General features: G+C 45.9%; 14 protein-coding genes. 4 read left to right on the top strand and 10 right to left on the bottom strand.

All coding sequences use genetic code 11. The annotated features are described in order from the left end of the window. Nucleotides 1-2: 2 nt before the first annotated feature. The 4 genes from def to A3860_RS16980 all read right to left on the bottom strand — a co-directional run bounded on the left by def (nucleotide 3) and on the right by A3860_RS16980 (nucleotide 2,605). Nucleotides 3-581, bottom strand: a complete 579-nt coding sequence (gene def / locus A3860_RS16995) for a peptide deformylase (protein ID WP_081147930.1) — start codon at nucleotides 579-581, stop codon at nucleotides 3-5. Between the two features lie 101 nt (nucleotides 582-682). Beyond that, nucleotides 683-1,096, bottom strand: coding sequence for a Holliday junction resolvase RuvX (gene ruvX, locus A3860_RS16990; RefSeq protein WP_081147929.1), 414 nt, complete (start codon nucleotides 1,094-1,096; stop codon nucleotides 683-685). A 16-nt stretch (nucleotides 1,097-1,112) separates the two neighbouring features. Continuing rightward, nucleotides 1,113-2,051: a UbiA-like polyprenyltransferase gene (locus A3860_RS16985; protein ID WP_081147928.1), complete on the bottom strand. Its 939-nt coding sequence runs from the start codon at nucleotides 2,049-2,051 to the stop codon at nucleotides 1,113-1,115. A 26-nt stretch (nucleotides 2,052-2,077) separates the two neighbouring features. Further along, on the bottom strand, nucleotides 2,078-2,605 hold the full coding sequence (locus A3860_RS16980; RefSeq protein ID WP_081147927.1) for an RNA methyltransferase: 528 nt from the start codon (nucleotides 2,603-2,605) through the stop codon (nucleotides 2,078-2,080). A gap of 192 nt (nucleotides 2,606-2,797) precedes the next feature. On the opposite strand from A3860_RS16980, the gene mutS reads away from it, so the two are divergent. Then, the gene (mutS, locus tag A3860_RS16975) at nucleotides 2,798-5,419 is read left to right on the top strand and encodes a DNA mismatch repair protein MutS (protein WP_081147926.1); all 2,622 of its coding nucleotides are present in this window, start codon (nucleotides 2,798-2,800) and stop codon (nucleotides 5,417-5,419) included. 48 nt (nucleotides 5,420-5,467) lie between these two features. On the opposite strand, the gene A3860_RS16970 is transcribed toward mutS, so the two are convergent. The 4 genes from A3860_RS16970 to glmM form a co-directional block, all read right to left on the bottom strand. Further along, nucleotides 5,468-6,655, bottom strand: a complete 1,188-nt coding sequence (locus A3860_RS16970) for a DUF1624 domain-containing protein (protein ID WP_081147925.1) — start codon at nucleotides 6,653-6,655, stop codon at nucleotides 5,468-5,470. 322 nt (nucleotides 6,656-6,977) lie between these two features. Then, on the bottom strand, nucleotides 6,978-8,480 hold the full coding sequence (locus A3860_RS16965; RefSeq protein ID WP_081147924.1) for a gluconokinase: 1,503 nt from the start codon (nucleotides 8,478-8,480) through the stop codon (nucleotides 6,978-6,980). A gap of 119 nt (nucleotides 8,481-8,599) precedes the next feature. Continuing rightward, on the bottom strand, nucleotides 8,600-9,739 hold the full coding sequence (locus tag A3860_RS16960) for a cysteine desulfurase family protein (protein ID WP_081147923.1): 1,140 nt from the start codon (nucleotides 9,737-9,739) through the stop codon (nucleotides 8,600-8,602). A gap of 233 nt (nucleotides 9,740-9,972) precedes the next feature. Continuing rightward, complete coding sequence (glmM, locus tag A3860_RS16955) at nucleotides 9,973-11,352, bottom strand: phosphoglucosamine mutase (protein ID WP_081147922.1); 1,380 nt, start codon at nucleotides 11,350-11,352, stop codon at nucleotides 9,973-9,975. A gap of 295 nt (nucleotides 11,353-11,647) precedes the next feature. Between glmM and A3860_RS16950 the strand changes: the two genes are divergently transcribed. Next, the gene (locus A3860_RS16950; RefSeq protein WP_081147921.1) at nucleotides 11,648-12,394 is read left to right on the top strand and encodes a class I SAM-dependent methyltransferase; all 747 of its coding nucleotides are present in this window, start codon (nucleotides 11,648-11,650) and stop codon (nucleotides 12,392-12,394) included. Here the strand turns inward: A3860_RS16950 and A3860_RS16945 are convergent, their stop codons facing one another. Beyond that, entirely contained in the window at nucleotides 12,395-14,374 is a 1,980-nt protein-coding gene (locus A3860_RS16945; RefSeq protein ID WP_081147920.1) for an LTA synthase family protein, read from the bottom strand. A gap of 54 nt (nucleotides 14,375-14,428) precedes the next feature. Here A3860_RS16945 and A3860_RS42205 point away from each other — a divergent pair, with 54 nt between their 5' ends. Beyond that, on the top strand, nucleotides 14,429-15,037 hold the full coding sequence (locus A3860_RS42205) for a phosphatase PAP2 family protein (protein ID WP_081147919.1): 609 nt from the start codon (nucleotides 14,429-14,431) through the stop codon (nucleotides 15,035-15,037). Between the two features lie 21 nt (nucleotides 15,038-15,058). Next, entirely contained in the window at nucleotides 15,059-16,375 is a 1,317-nt protein-coding gene (locus tag A3860_RS16935; protein WP_081147918.1) for a hemolysin family protein, read from the top strand. Nucleotides 16,376-16,415: 40 nt separating this feature from the next. Here A3860_RS16935 and A3860_RS16930 read toward each other — a convergent pair whose 3' ends face one another. After that, entirely contained in the window at nucleotides 16,416-16,937 is a 522-nt protein-coding gene (locus A3860_RS16930; RefSeq protein WP_143774144.1) for a DUF6702 family protein, read from the bottom strand. Between the last annotated feature and the right edge of the window lie 39 nt (nucleotides 16,938-16,976).

The raw sequence follows: 16,976 nt of genomic DNA, 5'->3' as shown, positions 1-16,976 counted from the left end.
CCTTATTTAGGGAAAATCATTTTATAATCGGCCCGCACTTTACCTTTTTTAATATCCTCCAGTTTGCCACGCAACAGTTTTTTCTTTAATGGCTTCAGGTAATCTATAAATAATTTTCCATCTATATGATCGTATTCATGCAAAATGATGCGGGCGGTAATTCCATTGAAAGTTTTTGTATATGGAACAAAATTCTCATCCACGTAGGCAATGGTCACAGTTTCATTACGCATGATGTCTTCCCTGATCTTGGGTATGCTTAAACAGCCTTCGTTATAGGCCCATTCTTCCCCATTCAATTCCTTTATATGGGCATTGATGAACACCTGTTTTATGCCTGGTTCATCAGGATATTTGCCTTTTTCATCTTCTTCCTGGTTCTCAAATATCTGTTTACTGTCCATTACAAACAGGCGAATGTCTTTATTGATCTGAGGCGCCGCAAGCCCTACTCCATTGCTGGCATACATGGTTTCCCACATATCTTCAATCAGTTTATCCAACTGGGGATATTCAGGGGTGATGTCTTTACACGTTGTTCTCAAAATATCGGCGCCATATGCAACGATCGGTAATATCATGATATCAGTTTCCTTGAGTGTTTTACAGTTGTTGTTATTTATCAGCCTGCAAATTTACTTGAAAAAAGCGTGATTGACAGGTTCAATTTACCCATTGATTATCAACTAATACTGCGCAAATATTCCTGCAACATAATGGTGGCGGCAATTTCATCGACCAGCGCTTTGTTCTGGCGTTGCTTTTTCTTCAGCCCCATTTCTATCATTGCCTGGGAAGCCATTTTGGAAGTAAAGCGTTCATCTACCATTTTTATGGGTATGGCGGGAAATTCCTTTTTCAGCCGCTCCACGGCTTTTTTCACCAGCGGCGTGGCATGGGTATCGGTATCGTCCCAATTCTTTGGTTCGCCCATAAGGATGAGCTCCACGGGTTCTTTGCTAAAGTAATCTTTCAGAAAGGGGAACAGTTTGGGCGTTTCAACCGTTGTTAACCCCGTTGCAATGATCTGCAGAGGATCGGTAACGGCGATGCCTGTTCTTTTCTTTCCATAATCTATAGAGAGTATTCGGGCCATTCAGTTGTTTCTGGTTTTAACTTATCAACAGATCAGTGATCACAAACACCGAAAACACCACACTGGCTATTCCATTCGCGGTCATAAAAGCCAGGTTCACGCGGCGCAGATCGGTGGGTTTTACGATGGAGTGCTGGTAAAACAACATGCCTGTAAATACGGCCACGCCAATCCAGTACAGCCAATGAAAATGCCCCACAAACCCCGCAGTGATCACGCAGGCGGCGCTTAACACATGCAATAGTTCAGATACCCGCAAGCCTTTGGCTTTTCCCAGCCAGGCCGGTATGGAATATAGTTTTTTCGATTTGTCGAACTCTTCATCCTGCAGGGCATAAATGATATCGAACCCGCTCACCCAAAAAATTACTGCAAAAGAAAACAGTATGGGTAATACCGCAAATTCGCCGGTTACAGCCAGGTAAGCGCCAATGGGAGCGAGCGACAATCCTAAACCCAATACCAAATGGCATAATGGGGTGAAGCGTTTTGTATAGCTATAAAATAAGATTACAAATAATGCTACCGGCGACAGAAAGAAACAAATGCGGTTGATGAACCAGGTACAAACCACAAACAATACGCTGCAGATAATGGTGAACCACAATACATTGTTTGCTTTTAAGATACCGGCTGGTATTTCGCGGATGGCTGTACGGGGGTTTTGTGCATCAAAGCTACGGTCGAGGTAACGGTTGAAGGCCATGGCGGCGCTGCGGGCGAAGATCATGCAAAATACTACCAGCACAAACTTCACCAGCAATTCCCGGTTTGAATAAATATGCAAATAATTAGCGTCGCTCAACAGCACATTGGGCATGGCGGGTAAAGTATAGGTTTCCACTTTCCCACCTGCTTTTATCAGCGCAATAACAAACCCGATCAATGCAAACGGCATTGCGAAAATGGTATGCGAAAATTTGATCAGGCTCAGGTATTTCTTAACGGTGCTCATTGTTGATATTGAATATTGAATGTTGTTTACACTTTACTTCGCACTAATTCCCATAACACAATTCCCGCGGCTACTGATATATTCAGTGAGTGCTTCATACCCAGTTGCGGAATTTCAATACAGCCATCACATAGTTTTATCACTTCCTGCTCTACCCCGCTCACCTCATTGCCAAATACAACAGCTACCGGCCCATGCTGGTTCACATCAAACTGATGTAAAGGAATGCTGTTTTGCACCTGCTCTATCGCATACACCTGGTAGCCATCTTCTTTCAGCTTTTGCACCGCTTCTACGGTTGTTTCGGCATATTTCCATTCCACCGTTTCCGTAGCGCCGAGGGCTGTTTTATGAATATCGCGGTGTGGCGGCCGGGGGGTGTACCCGCACAGGTAAATGCCCCGTAACAGAAACGCGTCGGCCGTACGAAATACACTACCTACATTGTGCATGCTGCGGATATTATCCAGCACCACCACAACGGGCATTTTTTCGGCCTCCCTGAATTCATGAACCGATTTTCGGTTCAGCTCGTCCATGCTCAATTTGCGCATGCCGCAAAGGTAATTAAGATATTTAGAGATTTCCGGATTTCGGGATTTTGAGATTTATCGGAAAGTTGACACCGGAGCAAATCACAAAATCGCTAAATCCCAAAATCAGAAATTGTCCTTTTCTTCCCCATTTTCTCCACATCCCCACAAGAGCTTTTCGAAACCCCTCCCAAACCGCTTATTTTTGCCGCCATGTCAAAAGCCACTACAGAAACTCCTTTAATGCAACAGCACCGGGCTATTAAACAACGGTATCCCGATGCTGTGTTGTTGTTCAGAGTAGGTGATTTTTACGAAACTTTTGGCGAAGACGCCGTCGTTGCTTCGCAGGTGCTGGGCATTACCCTTACCAAACGGAACAACGGCGCGGCTTTCAGCAGTGAGCTGGCAGGGTTCCCCCACCATGCCCTCGATACCTATTTGCACAAACTGGTACGGGCCGGTTATCGCGTAGCCATCTGCGATCAGCTCGAAGACCCCAAGGCGGCCAAAGGCATCGTAAAACGTGGCGTAACAGAATTGGTGACGCCCGGGGTGGCCACCAATGATAAAATGCTGGAGCATAACAGCAATAATTTCCTGGCCGGCATTCACTTTATGCAGGATGGCCAGGCAGGTATTGCCTTCCTCGATATTTCAACCGGTGAGTTTTTTGTGGCCGAAGGCAATGCGGAATACATCGATAAATTACTGCAAACGCTGAAGCCGGCTGAAGTGATCTTCCAGCGCAGCTTTCAAAAACATTTTAAAGAGGTATTCGGTTCCCGCTTCTATACCTACACCATGGAAAGCTGGATCTTCGATGAAGCGTATGCCACCGAAAGCCTGCTGAAACATTTCAACACCCATTCATTAAAAGGGTTTGGGGTAGAAGAACTGCACCTTGGCATTGTGGCCGCCGGCGCCGTTCTGCATTATCTGAAAGATACCGAACATCCCAACCTGCAGCATATTACTTCCATCCAGCGCATCGACCGCGACGATTACCTGTGGATGGACCGCTTTACCATCCGCAACCTGGAACTCATCAGCAACGGCAATGGTGAAGGGAACAACCTGCACAAGGTGCTCGACAACACCGTATCGCCCATGGGCGCCCGTTTGCTGAAACGCTGGATACTTTTGCCATTAAAAGATATCAACCGCATCAACGAACGGCTTGAGCTGGTTGAATTCTTTATAAAGGAAGTTGACCTGCGCGCCAAACTGGTGCAGCATATAAAACAATGCGGCGATATTGAGCGGTTGGTGAGCAAGATCCCGTTAAAGAAGATCAACCCACGCGAAGTATTGCAAATAGCGCGGGGACTGCGCCATATTGAAGAGGTTAAGCAACTGTGCAGCCATGCCGAAAGCGAATACCTGAAACGCCTCGGCGATTCGTTGAATGGTTGCCGCTATATTGAAGAAAAGATCACCAAAGAGATCATCGAAAACCCGCCGGCCATGGTGAATAAAGGCGGCGCCATTCAAACCGGCATCCATGCCGAACTGGATGAGCTGCGCCTGATCTCCACCGGGGGCAAGGAATACCTGGTGCAATTGCAACAAAAAGAAGCCGAGAAAACAGGTATCTCTTCCCTGAAGATCGGTTTCAACAACGTATTCGGGTATTACCTTGAAGTAACCAATTCGCACAAAAGCAAAGTGCCGGCCGAATGGATGCGCAAGCAAACCCTGGCCAATGCTGAACGCTATATTACCGCCGAGTTGAAGGAGTATGAAGAAAAGATAACCGGCGCCGAAGAAAAGATAATGGCCATAGAGCTCGACATCTATGAAAAGCTGTTGCTTGAATTACAGGATTACATTGCGCCCATGCAGGTAAACGGCAACGTAATGGCCATACTCGATTGCATCCTGTGTTTTGCGCACAATGCCCTGCACCATAATTATAAAAAGCCCGAGCTGCATGAGGAAGGCGTGCTTGACCTCAAAGAAAGCCGCCACCCGGTAATAGAACGCAACCTGCCCGTGGGCGAACCTTATATTTCCAACGATGTGTTGCTGGAACCGGCCTCACAACAGGTGATCATTTTAACCGGGCCGAATATGAGCGGTAAAAGCGCCATCTTACGTCAAACAGCATTAATTACGCTGATGGCGCATATGGGCAGCTTTGTTCCCGCTGCAACAGCACGCATTCCGCTTACCGATAAAATATTTACCCGGGTTGGCGCCTCCGACAACCTGAGCGGTGGCGAAAGTACCTTCATGGTAGAAATGAATGAAACGGCCAGCATCATTAATAATATTTCTTCACGCAGCCTGATCCTGCTCGATGAAATTGGCCGGGGTACCAGTACCTACGATGGTATTTCAATTGCCTGGAGCATTGCCGAATACCTGCATCAGAGTCCCCATGCTCCCAAGACCCTGTTTGCGACGCATTATCACGAACTGAATGAACTGGAGAACAAACTCCCCCGTATAAAGAATTACCACATCACCAATAAGGAAGTAGGCAACAAGATCATTTTCCTGCGCAAGCTGGCGCCCGGTGGCAGCACCCATAGTTTTGGTATTCACGTAGCCAAGATGGCGGGCATGCCCCCTGCCCTTATTGAACGGGCAAATGAGATCCTGACGCTGCTCGAAAAAAAGCACGAAGACCAACCTGCCAGCAGCACGACCAATAAATTGAGTGAACAGGTAAAAAATATTGCCGCCCAAAAAGTACAGCTTTCCATCTTTGACGCCCATAGCGAAACCTTCGACGGCATCAGGAAAATGCTGGAGGATATCGATATCAACAGACTGACACCGGTGGAAGCCTTAATGAAGCTGAATGAAATAAAAGGATTGATAAAGTAAGTTTCCTAGTTTTTAGTTTTAATTTCTGCGAAACTAAAAACTTAAAACTCATAAATAGCTCAACCACCACTGCGTATGGGTGCTTTTATATTTATTATACCAGCGGCATAAGGGATACAGAAGCAAGATCACTACAACCCAAACGAGGTAAACCATTCCCAGATCGTAACCGAATTTCAAAGGGCGGAAGAAGAATGGCGATTGCCCCACAATGTCTTTTGAGCCATAGCCTGAAATATAAAATGCGATCACCGTTAATATGTGTATCAGGTAAAGATGAAGCACATAGTAGAAGAAAGGCACACGGCCAAAGACCTTTGTAAACTCTGTAAACCGGTTCTGCACATGCTCCAACAGGGCCAGCATAATAAGTGAAGGCCCTATTGTAATACAGGCGTACATCAACGAAGGCGGGTATTTATTAATATTCATGAACGACAAAAAAGTTGCTAAGCCATTCTGCTGGTGCGCCCATGGCTGGGGATCACCATAACCATTCAATAAGCGCAACACAACAAACGATACAATTAAACCGGAGCCAATTATCAATAATGATCTTTGGCGTTTTAACGGATCCACTGTGGGTGCGAATAATTTTCCGGCACAATAGCCCATGAACATAATGCCCGTCCAGGGTACAAAAGCATAGGCAATGATCAATATGTGGTTGGGCGCAAAAGTATAATTGTCGAACCGTGCATCGTGCAACAGGTCCCAGATAAAAGATACATTATGCTTATGGGCAGCTTCGGGATAATCGAGCAAATTATGCCCCAGTACAATGAGGGCGCCGAGGGCGAAAATAACTCCATAGGGCAACCGTACAGCCAACCCAAGTATTACCATACTAATTCCTATAGCCCAGATAACCTGAAAAATGATGGAATTATATGAGGGGTTAAACGTCCACGCCAGTGAAATTACAACCACCTCAATAAGGATGAGCCAGATACCCCGCCTGATGAGAAAACCGCTCAGTTCGGCTTTTGTTTTTCTTAGCCCTACAAGGTAGGCCGATGCACCGGCAAGGAAAACAAAGGTAGGCGCACAAAAATGGGTGATCCAGCGTGTAAAATATAATAAGGGAGTGGTGGTGGCAGGGTTAAGCGGATCGTGCTGAAAGGCATCGCTATGAAAATAATCGCGCACATGGTCCAGCGCCATGATGATCATTATGATCCCCCGCAGGATGTCAATAGACTGTACCCGCTTTTTTGTGGCAATTAGTTGGTTCATTCTGACTTTATTAAGGGTCTTTTTACAATATACAACTATTCCCCTTTCCGGCCTATGATATAGGACAAGCGGCAAGGCCTACCCCGCCTATTCCACAAACCGGCAAATTCGGTGGGCAAATAAAAAAACTGCCCCGATAACCTATCGGGGCAGCTGATCAACCGCCAGCGGCGGATGACTTGTTTTAACTTAACCACAGCGATTGAAAGGCAGAGTTGTGCAGCCTTTCATTGTATATAACTTAAAAAATATGCCAGTTGTGCCCGATAATTTAAATAAAATGTTAAAGGGTAAAAAGGCAATTGCCTATCAAACAGATAGATCAACTCCGTATGTCATTTAACGTATGAAAATCATCTTTTAACTTAATATAAAGACCAGCATATACTTTATAATACCGTTGATAACGGGCATGTAATGCCGCATCAGGGGTATAATTTTGCTTACTGTGGATAACAGGCGACGATACCCTGCCCGGCCGGTCGAGGGCCTGCAACCCCAGCAGGGCGGCCCCTACAGCAGATGCATCATCATTATTAATAACTGTTATCTCTTTTCCGAACACATCGGTTAACCATTGCAGCCATAAATGTGATTTTATAAACCCGCCACTGGCATAGATGTGTTGTATGGGCCCCACCGTTTCTTCTACCGAAGCAGCCACTTCATACAACGCATAATTAATGCCTTCAATAATGGCCCGCATAAAATGCGCCTGGGTATGACCCGCATGTATACCCAGGAATACCCCTTTGGCGCCTGCATCCCATACCGGCGCCCGTTCACCCATAATATAGGGTAGAAAAAGAAGGCCATCGGCACCCGCCGGCGCCTGGGCTGCCTGTTGTACAAACGCTACCAGGTCGTCGCCACTGGCAAATTGCTTTTGCAAAAAATGTTCGGTATACCATTTCAACAACACCACGCCATTGTTGATGGCGCCGCCGCTCACATACAGTTCATCGGTGAGTATATAGTTGAACAGCCGTTCCTGTTTATCCCAGGCCGGCTGGGTGGCCATCATGCGCACGGCCCCACTGGTGCCAATAGTGACCGACAGATCGCCGGGTTTTGTGGCGTTGCTGCCCAGGTTGGCCAGGCAACCATCGCTGGCGCCAATGACAAAAGAAGTACCGGCATCAATACCTAACTGTTGTGCATAGGTTTTATTGAGTCCATGTACAACGTATGTGGCTGGTACCGGTTCGCTCAGGCGCCCGCTGGCAATGCCGGCTGCCGCCAGCGCCGGTTCATACCATTGCTTTTTATAAATATCGAACAACCCCGTAGCAGCGGCAATGGAATGATCAATGAGGTATTTACCGAAAAAACGATAAAATATAAATTCCTTGATGCCAATGAATTTATGGGCGGCTGCAAAAATTTGGGGCTGGTGATCGCGCAACCACATGATCTTGCACAGGGGCGACATGGGGTGAACCGGCGTGCCCGTATACCGGTAAATATCATGACCGGCCGGCGATTGCTTCAATGCTTCGGCATAGGCGGCGCTGCGGGCATCGGCCCAGGTAATAACATTTGTAAGCGGTTGGCCATCGGCGTCTACAGCTATCAGGCTGTGCATGGCGGTACTGAAAGAAATACCTTCTATTTTATGGGCTAACTTAATTACCTGTTGTACCGTTTTTTCAATACTGGTAATTACGGCATTGAACAATACTTCGGGGTCCAGCTCGTGATGGCCCGGCGGGTTGTCGACCGGGTTATACGATACATAGGTATTCGCAATAACAGCTCCTTCCCGGGTATAGGCTATAGCCTTGGTGCCTGAAGTACCAATATCAACGCCGATGATAACGTACATAGATGAGCCCAATTTACCAGTAAGATAAAAGTTTTTTCAGCACGGACTTATACAAAAAAGGCGAGCCGTTGTACAACGACCCGCCAATCCTTATTTGAAGCAAAATTAGAAAGCAATTTTCAGATCATCTCCTTCAGCTTCTCAACCACGAAATCAATTTCTTCTCTGGTATTATGTTTACTGAACGAAAACCGCACCGTTACCTGATTGGGATCATTATTGATGGCGCGAATAACATGCGAGCCCTGGTCGGCCCCGCTGGTACAGGCGCTGCCGCCGCTGACGCAGATATTATTTATATCCAGGTTAAACAGGATCATTTCCGATTTTTCGGTTTTAGGGAACGAAACGCTCAGCACGGTATACAGGCTGCGCCCGAGCGGATCGCCATTGAACGTAACCCCGGGCACTACATTTTTCACCTTTTCCATCATATACAGCTTCAGTCCCTTTATATAGTTGCTTTGCGTGTCATATTGTTCGGTAGCCAGTTCCAGGGCTTTTGCAAACCCTACAATACCATACAGGTTTTCGGTGCCGGCCCGCATATTCCGCTCTTGCGACCCGCCGTGGATATACGGCTTTATCTTTACATTTTCATTGATATACAACATGCCCACTCCCTTGGGACCATGGAACTTATGACCGGCGCCGGTAATAAAATGTACAGGCGTTGCGCGCAGGTCGAGGGGAAAATGCCCTACCGTTTGCACCGTATCGCAATGAAAGATGGCGCCATTCATTTTACACAGGTTCCCTACTGCATGCAGATCGATCATATTGCCAATTTCATTATTGGCATGCATAAGGGTGACCAGGCATTTCTGCTGGCTGTTGGCCAGCAATTGCTCCAGGTCGTCCATATCAATATGACCACTGGGTAACAGCTTTACATGGCTCAGGGCCACTTCGCCCAGATGATAAAGATGATCAACCGTGTGCATGGTAGCATGGTGCTCAATAGGCGAGGTAATAATATGCCGGCAACCCAGGTCATGTATTGCGGCATTGATAGCCGTGTTCGAGCTTTCGGTTCCACCCGATGTAAAGAAGATCTCCGCCGGGTGCGCATTCAGGATCTTTGCTACCGTTTTACGGGCATTTTCAATGGCCAGCCGGCTTTCGCGCCCGTATGAGTATATAGATGATGGATTGCCAAACTTATCGGTAAAGTAAGGCATCATGGCCTCCAGCACTGCGGGGTCAAGCGGTGTGGTGGCTGCATTATCAAAATAAATACGGGTCGCCTTGTTCGACATGTAGTTTCTGTTTAAAAAAAATGCTCCGCTTACGCGGAGCAAAATTGAAAAAAATATTTGAAAAGAAATTTTAATATCGCTGAATTACACACATAGCATAAAAAACAGGTATAAGGTGCTAATTGTTCAAGGAATTATGTGGCTATGCTAATATTATTTAAAATAAAAGCCTGATTGTTTGATGATTTTAACTTACGCTTTACGCTTCGGTCCTGAGCGGAATCGAAGGACGCCTACATAAATTCCTTGATATCATGCATCAAACGCAGTGCGATATTATTGGCAGTTGTTTCAAAACTGCTTTCTGCATAAATGCGGATGATAGGTTCAGTGTTCGATGTACGTAAGTGAACCCAGTCGCTGTCGAATTCTATCTTTAAACCATCTTCAGTATTAACCGGCTGGTTCCTGTATTTGGTTTTTATTTTCTCGAAGATGTCTTTTACATCGATCCCGTTCTGCAGCTCTATTTTATTTTTCGAGATAAAATAATCGGGGTACCGGGTCCTGAACGAGCGGATGCCATTTTTATGGGTCGCCAGCGAGCTCAGGAACAAACCAATACCAATGAGCGCATCGCGGCCATAATGCAAGTCAGGAACAATGATGCCCCCATTGCCTTCACCGCCGATAACGGCGTTCATCGCTTTCATTTTATCAACCACATTCACCTCGCCCACGGCCGATGGATAATATTCGCCGCCATGTTTGATGGTGATCTCTTTCAGCGCTTTGGTGCTGCTCATATTGCTCACCGTATTACCCACCCTTTTACTGAGCACATAATCGGCCACAGCTACCAGGGTATATTCTTCGCCAAACATGCTGCCATCTTCACAAACAAAACAAAGGCGGTCAACATCAGGATCAACCGCAATACCCAGATCGGCTTTGTGTTTGCGTACGGCCGCGCTGAGCGCAGTCAGATTTTCAGGTAATGGCTCGGGATTGTGGGCAAATTTGCCGGTGATCTCTTCATTCAACACGATCACTTCTTCAATACCCAATGCTTTTAATAAGGGTGGAATGGCCAGCGCACCGGTTGAGTTCACCACATCAACCACCACTTTATAATTCTTCTGGCGAATACCTTCCACATCGACCAGCGGATAGTTCACAATAGTGTCGATGTGTTTCTGTAAATAAGTGTCATTTACAGAATAGGTCCCCAATTTATCTACAACAGCGAAATTGAAATCTTCGGTACGTGCTTTTTCCAGCACCTGCGCGCCATCATCACCGCTAATGAACTCGCCTTTCCCATTCAATAATTTCAGCGCATTCCATTCTTTGGGATTATGGCTGGCCGTAATAATAATGCCACCGGCAGCCTGTTCCCACACAACCGCCATTTCAACGGTGGGGGTGGTAGAAAGGCCAACATCGATCACGTCGATACCCAGCCCTGTTAGTGTACTCACTACCAACTGCTGCACCATAGCGCCGCTGATGCGGCCGTCACGGCCGATAACAATCTTATTGCCTGAATTCTTTTCAAGCACCCAACTACCAAAGGCGGCGGAAAATTTTACCACATCAAGGGGAGTGAGATTTTCTCCGGTTTTACCTCCGATCGTTCCACGAATTCCTGATATACTTTTAATCAATGCCACAATAACAGGGTTTAACAGTAATAATTACAAAAATAAGAGTTTGGCCGTTAGCAGGGACTACCAGTTTAGGGTATTTTACAGGATGGGGAATCAGAAAAGTGAAGATAAGCGAAAATTAAAGAACATTTGAATATGAGGGGACAACATGTGGAAAACAATAAATAAAAATCATTGTTTCAATTAATTATGGGTTAAATTTTTAACGGTATAATAACCATTCTCCTGTAGATTCCCTGCCGGCCGTGTGGTCAACTTACCAATTACTCCCCTACTTTTGCTGAAATTTACTGCCTTCATGTTCAACAGCAGCAACTGGTTCAGGGAATGGTTCAATTCACCCTACTACCATAAATTATATTTTGAACACGACGAAAAAGAAGCGTCTGCTTTTATTACCAGGTTGCTCGACAAACTGAAACCAGCTCCTGAAGCAAAATTGCTCGATGTTGCCTGCGGCCGTGGCCGCCATTCAAAACTGCTGGCCTCAAAAGGATTCAACGTAACAGGCATTGACCTGGCCCCTGCCAGTATCGCCATTGCCAAACAACAGGAAAACGGTCATCTGCATTTCTTTGAACATGATATGCGCCTTCCCTTCTGGATAAATTATTTCGACTACGCCTTTAACTTTTTTACCAGCTTTGGTTATTTCAGGACCGAACGGGAACATTACAACGCCATCAGGACCATTTCCAGTGCATTAAGATCAAAAGGCACGGTGGTGATCGATTACCTGAATGTGCATTATGCCGAAGACCACCTGGTACATAAACAGGAAAAACAGATCGACGAGGTCACCTACTATCTCACCAAATGGTACGATGAAACCCATTTTTATAAAAAAATAGAAATAGAAGACGAAACGCTGGAAGCGCCCCTCGAATTCACCGAAAAAGTAGCCAAGTTTACCCTCGGCGATTTCAATGATATGTTCGCCTATTATCACCTGCAGCTGAAAGATGTATACGGGGATTACTCGCTGAATGCGTATGACATCAAAAATTCGCCGCGGATGTTAATGATAGCCGAGAAGACCGGTTAATTATTTCCCGGCCTTCTTATTATTCAGCAACATATACTTCGCTGTTTCGTGCAAAGCCTCCGTAAACACCTCCATATCATGGGCAATGGCCGCATGCGCTGCATCGTTAGGCACGGGATCATTGTTGACAATGGAAACCAGTTCTGATTTTTTCCCTTCATACTGTTTACGGTAAAAATAATCGCCCTTTACAACGCCGGCCATTTTGGAGTCGGGGTCAATAATGAACGCAAAACCGGTAGTGGCAGTGTCGAGCAGGTCTTTACCCAGGGTGCTGTTGGTATATTTAATATTACACAAACCGGCAATGGTAGGCAATACATCGGTTTGCGAGCCAATGGTATGTAACCGTTTCGGCGCCAGCTTGCCAGGTGCATACACCAGCAAAGGGACATGCATGCTGGTGAGGCGCTGGGCCGTCCACGCATGTGGGAAAAGGGCATCGGCATTGCCGGGAATACCATGATCGCCGATAAACACAAATATGGTGTTGTTGAAATACTTTTCCTTTCGCGCGGCTTCTATAAATTTCTGGTAACTGAAATCGGTATATCGGAACCCATTCATTTCTTCCAACGATTCAAAGCCGTATTTACGCAATGAATCGGCCGGCACCTCCCTTTTTTTAAATTCGGGCAGGTCTTCTTCTGCAATGCTGTAGGGCCGGTGGTTATCAGCCGTTTGAATAATGGCAAAAAATGGCTTTTGCTGTTGGGCCAGCACGTTGTTGGCTTCCAGGAACAGGTTTTTATCGCTAATACCCCATACATCGAGCCGCTTTGCTTTAAAATTCTCCTGCTCGTATAAGTGCAGTCCGTTTATATTGTTGGTAAGCACCCCCCTGATGTTTGCCCAGCTGGTGCTGCCACCCAGAAAATAGAATTTTTCGTAATCAGTAAAATTATTGATGATGGTATGCTGATCTACAGCACCCGGATTACGGCTGGCAGTTTTGGTAGGTTCCACATCGGGAATACCGGTAATAGTGGCCCACACACCCCGGGCGGTTCCGTAAGTAGGTGTAAAACAATGGTCGAATAAAACGCCCTGCCGGCACAGGCTGTCAAAGAATGGCGTGGTATTCAGCGGATTTCCAAACATGGAACTTTTATAAGCGCTGAACGATTCACAGATCACCAGTACCACATTGGGTTTTGTAGTAAAGGCCCCTGCCCGTGGCTCAATAGTGCGGGTGAAATGCAGGGGATTGTCAGAAGGCGTAAAATTAAAATACCTGCCTATTACCGGGGCCAGTTCTTTTACCTTCTTTTCATCATAACCGCTGTGCCTGAATTTGAGCGTGCTGAAAAAACTTTCAAACGGGTTCAGCGCCAGGTAGGCTTTGTAATCGCTTCCCTGCGAAAAAGCATCGCTCCAGCGCAAGGGGTATTGATTAAACTGACCATAAATGAAAAACCCGCCGATCAAAAAAGTGGCGATGAAGGAAATGATGCGATTGCGTTTGGTGCCGGTATACGATTGTTTGCTCACCATGCGGTGGCTGCGGTAAATTAACCATATCAACAACACGGCTGCCAGTATTACCGCCAGTACCATTCGTACGATCGGGTAACTTTGCCATACCATGCCCATGGAAATACGGGCATCTTCGAGGTAATTTAATACACTGGCGTTCAATCGCTGTTCGAGGTAGGCATAATGCGCAAAATCAACAGAAAAGAAGAAAAGCGCAAAAACAGTTGCAATGCCCAGGATGATCATCCAGATCTTTTTACCGCGATTGCTCGAAAAAGGGTGCAACGCCGGTATGCTGCCAAGGATCAACATCACTAACAATAATATCGATATCATGCGCATGTCGTACCGCAGCCCCAGGATAAAAGCCCCGCCCAATTGGCGAAGACCATAACTTTGCTGGTTCGAAAGAATAAATAACCCCAGCCGCATGCAGGTAAATAAAACCAGGAATATAAAGCCCGTTAATATAATCCAACGGATCAGTTTAGAAATTTTAACCATACGTAGTAGATAACAAAATAAGGCCTAAAATTATAGTATTTTATATTTGCAATTATGATTGTTGATGTTCCCCCCTGCCTGTTAACATTCTGGCAACTAATTCAGCCCTTCGATTCCTGGTTGATCGTTCATATTAACCAGGATTGGAGCAATAATGTTCTGGATACCGTACTGCCTTTTTTCAGGGAGACCCTTTTTTGGGTACCCCTGTATTTATTCCTTTTATTATTTGTTACCGGCAATTTCGGCCTTAAAGGCTGGTGGTGGGTAATGGGCGTTATTTTGTGCGCCGCCCTGAGCGACCTCATCAGCAGCCAGCTCATTAAACCCTATATTATCAGGGTGCGGCCCTGTCAGGATGAGGTCATGGGGCCCCAGTTGCGCTTTTTTATAAATTACTGCCCGCACAGCTCCAGTTTCACCTCTTCACATGCTACCAACCATTTTGCGCAGGCCATGTTCTTTTTCACCACCTTACGACCGGTAATGGGCAAATGGGCCTCACTTTTTTTCGTGTGGGCATTTATTATTGCCTATACCCAGGTTTATGTAGGGGTTCATTATCCTTTTGATGTATTTTGCGGTGCGCTCCTGGGTTGTGGAATAGGTTTTATGCTTAGTAAACTATTTCACAATCGAATAGGAACGCTTACCGTATCTTAGTTAAACCAAACCAACCGGCTGATGGAAATTTTTATATTACTGGCGTTGATCTTTTTGAATGGTTTATTTGTAATGTCGGAAATAGCCCTGGTATCGGCCCGCAAATCCCGGTTAGAGAACATGGCCAATAAAGGCGATGAAACTGCCCGCAAGGCCCTTGACCTGGCTAATAATCCCGAGGTGTTTTTATCGGCAGCCCAAATTGGTATTACGCTCATAACAATCCTTACCGGTCTGTACTCCGGTGAACGCTTTGGCAAATACCTGCAACCCTCCATTGAAAAAATTGAGTTGCTGCGGCCCCATGCCCAAACGATATCCATCACGATCATTGTTATAATTGTTACTTTTTTATCGATTATATTTGGAGAACTGATCCCCAAACGCATTGGCCTGCTGAAGGCAGAGAAAATTGCACGCGTGGTAGCACTACCGGTACTGTATTTCTCCAAAGCCACCCACCCTTTTGTATGGTTGCTGAACAAGACCAGTAACTTGTTCCTGAGGATCCTGAGAATAAAGTCCACAGCTGACAATTCCGTTACGGAAGAAGAAATAAAAGCGATCATCAGCGAAGGCACCGAACAGGGCGCCATTGAAGAAGTGGAACAGGAGATCATTGAACGCGTATTTCACCTCAGCGACCGCAACATCACTTCCCTGATGACCCACCGCAGCGATATCATCTGGTTCGACATGAACGATACCGAAGATTCCATCCGCGACAAGATCATCAATGAACCACATTCGGTTTACCCTATCTGCGATAAAGACCTCGATAATATCAAGGGCATGGTTTCCTTAAAAGACCTGTATGTAACCAACGATTTTACCGCGTTCAAATCCATTTTGAAACCGGCTATCTTCGTTCCGGAAAACATTACGGCTTACCGCCTGCTCGAGCGGTTCAAGCAGCAACGGGTAACCTCCACCTTCATCGTTGATGAATACGGCACCCTGCAGGGTATGATTACCCTGAACGACATCTTAACGGCACTGGTAGGTGAAATGCCCCAGCCCGATGAAGATTACTATGAAATTGTAAAACGGAAAGACGGCAGCTTCCTCATAGATGCACAGATCCCCTTCTATAATTTCCTGAGCCATTTTTATAAGACTGAATGGATAAGTGAGGTGGAACAGGAATTTGATACCCTCGCCGGATTTATCCTGTATCAGCTCGAGCGCATTCCGCATATCGGCGATACCTTCGAATGGAAAGGCTTTCAGTTCGAGATCATTGATATGGACGCGCAACGCATCGATAAAGTGCTGGTTACCGCATCTGATGAAATACTGGATGATATGGAAGAGGAATCGGAAGAGGATGAAAGTTAATGTGCTATCGGGAATGAAGTTATTGAGTTTGTAAGTTTTTTTAGAACTGAAAGGATGCTTCTTTATCGGGGTAATTCAATCGGGTACTTTTTCTGTTCCCCCCAACTGTTACATGCATCAGGTTCATTTGCTTGTCGTACAACTCATACAGTATACTATTCACCACGTCTATCTTTTTAGGCGCCGGTGTGGTATTGCTTACCTCAAAATAGCTCCATACCGCATCGTTTTCTTTTTCAAAACCAACAAATTCGAAGTTCACCGCTTTATTGTCGAGCTTTAACTGCAAATGGCTTTTAATATATTCCTTCACCATTTTATCGGCCTCACCCTTATTGGCAGGCGCCGTAAGATCAACCTTCGTATGATAGATATTCGCCAGGGTTTTCTCAAAATCGTCGGTAAAGAGCTTGCAGCTGATCTCCAGGTTCTTATCGGCCGCATTGTAATTCATTTCAGTAACACTTACATACAATGGATGCCGGGCCGGCATCGCTTCTGAATGGCCACTGCCCAGGAACCACGACACCAGGAACAACCATTTATACAGGAGTATTACCATTGAACATGAAAATTTTAAGGTTACAAATCTCTTAATTAT

The sequence above is a fragment of the Niastella vici genome, assembly GCF_002077945.1.
Lineage (GTDB): Bacteria > Bacteroidota > Bacteroidia > Chitinophagales > Chitinophagaceae > Niastella > Niastella vici.
The sequence above is the reverse complement of the archived record's forward strand: the minus strand, read 5'-3'. Positions and strand labels throughout refer to the sequence as shown.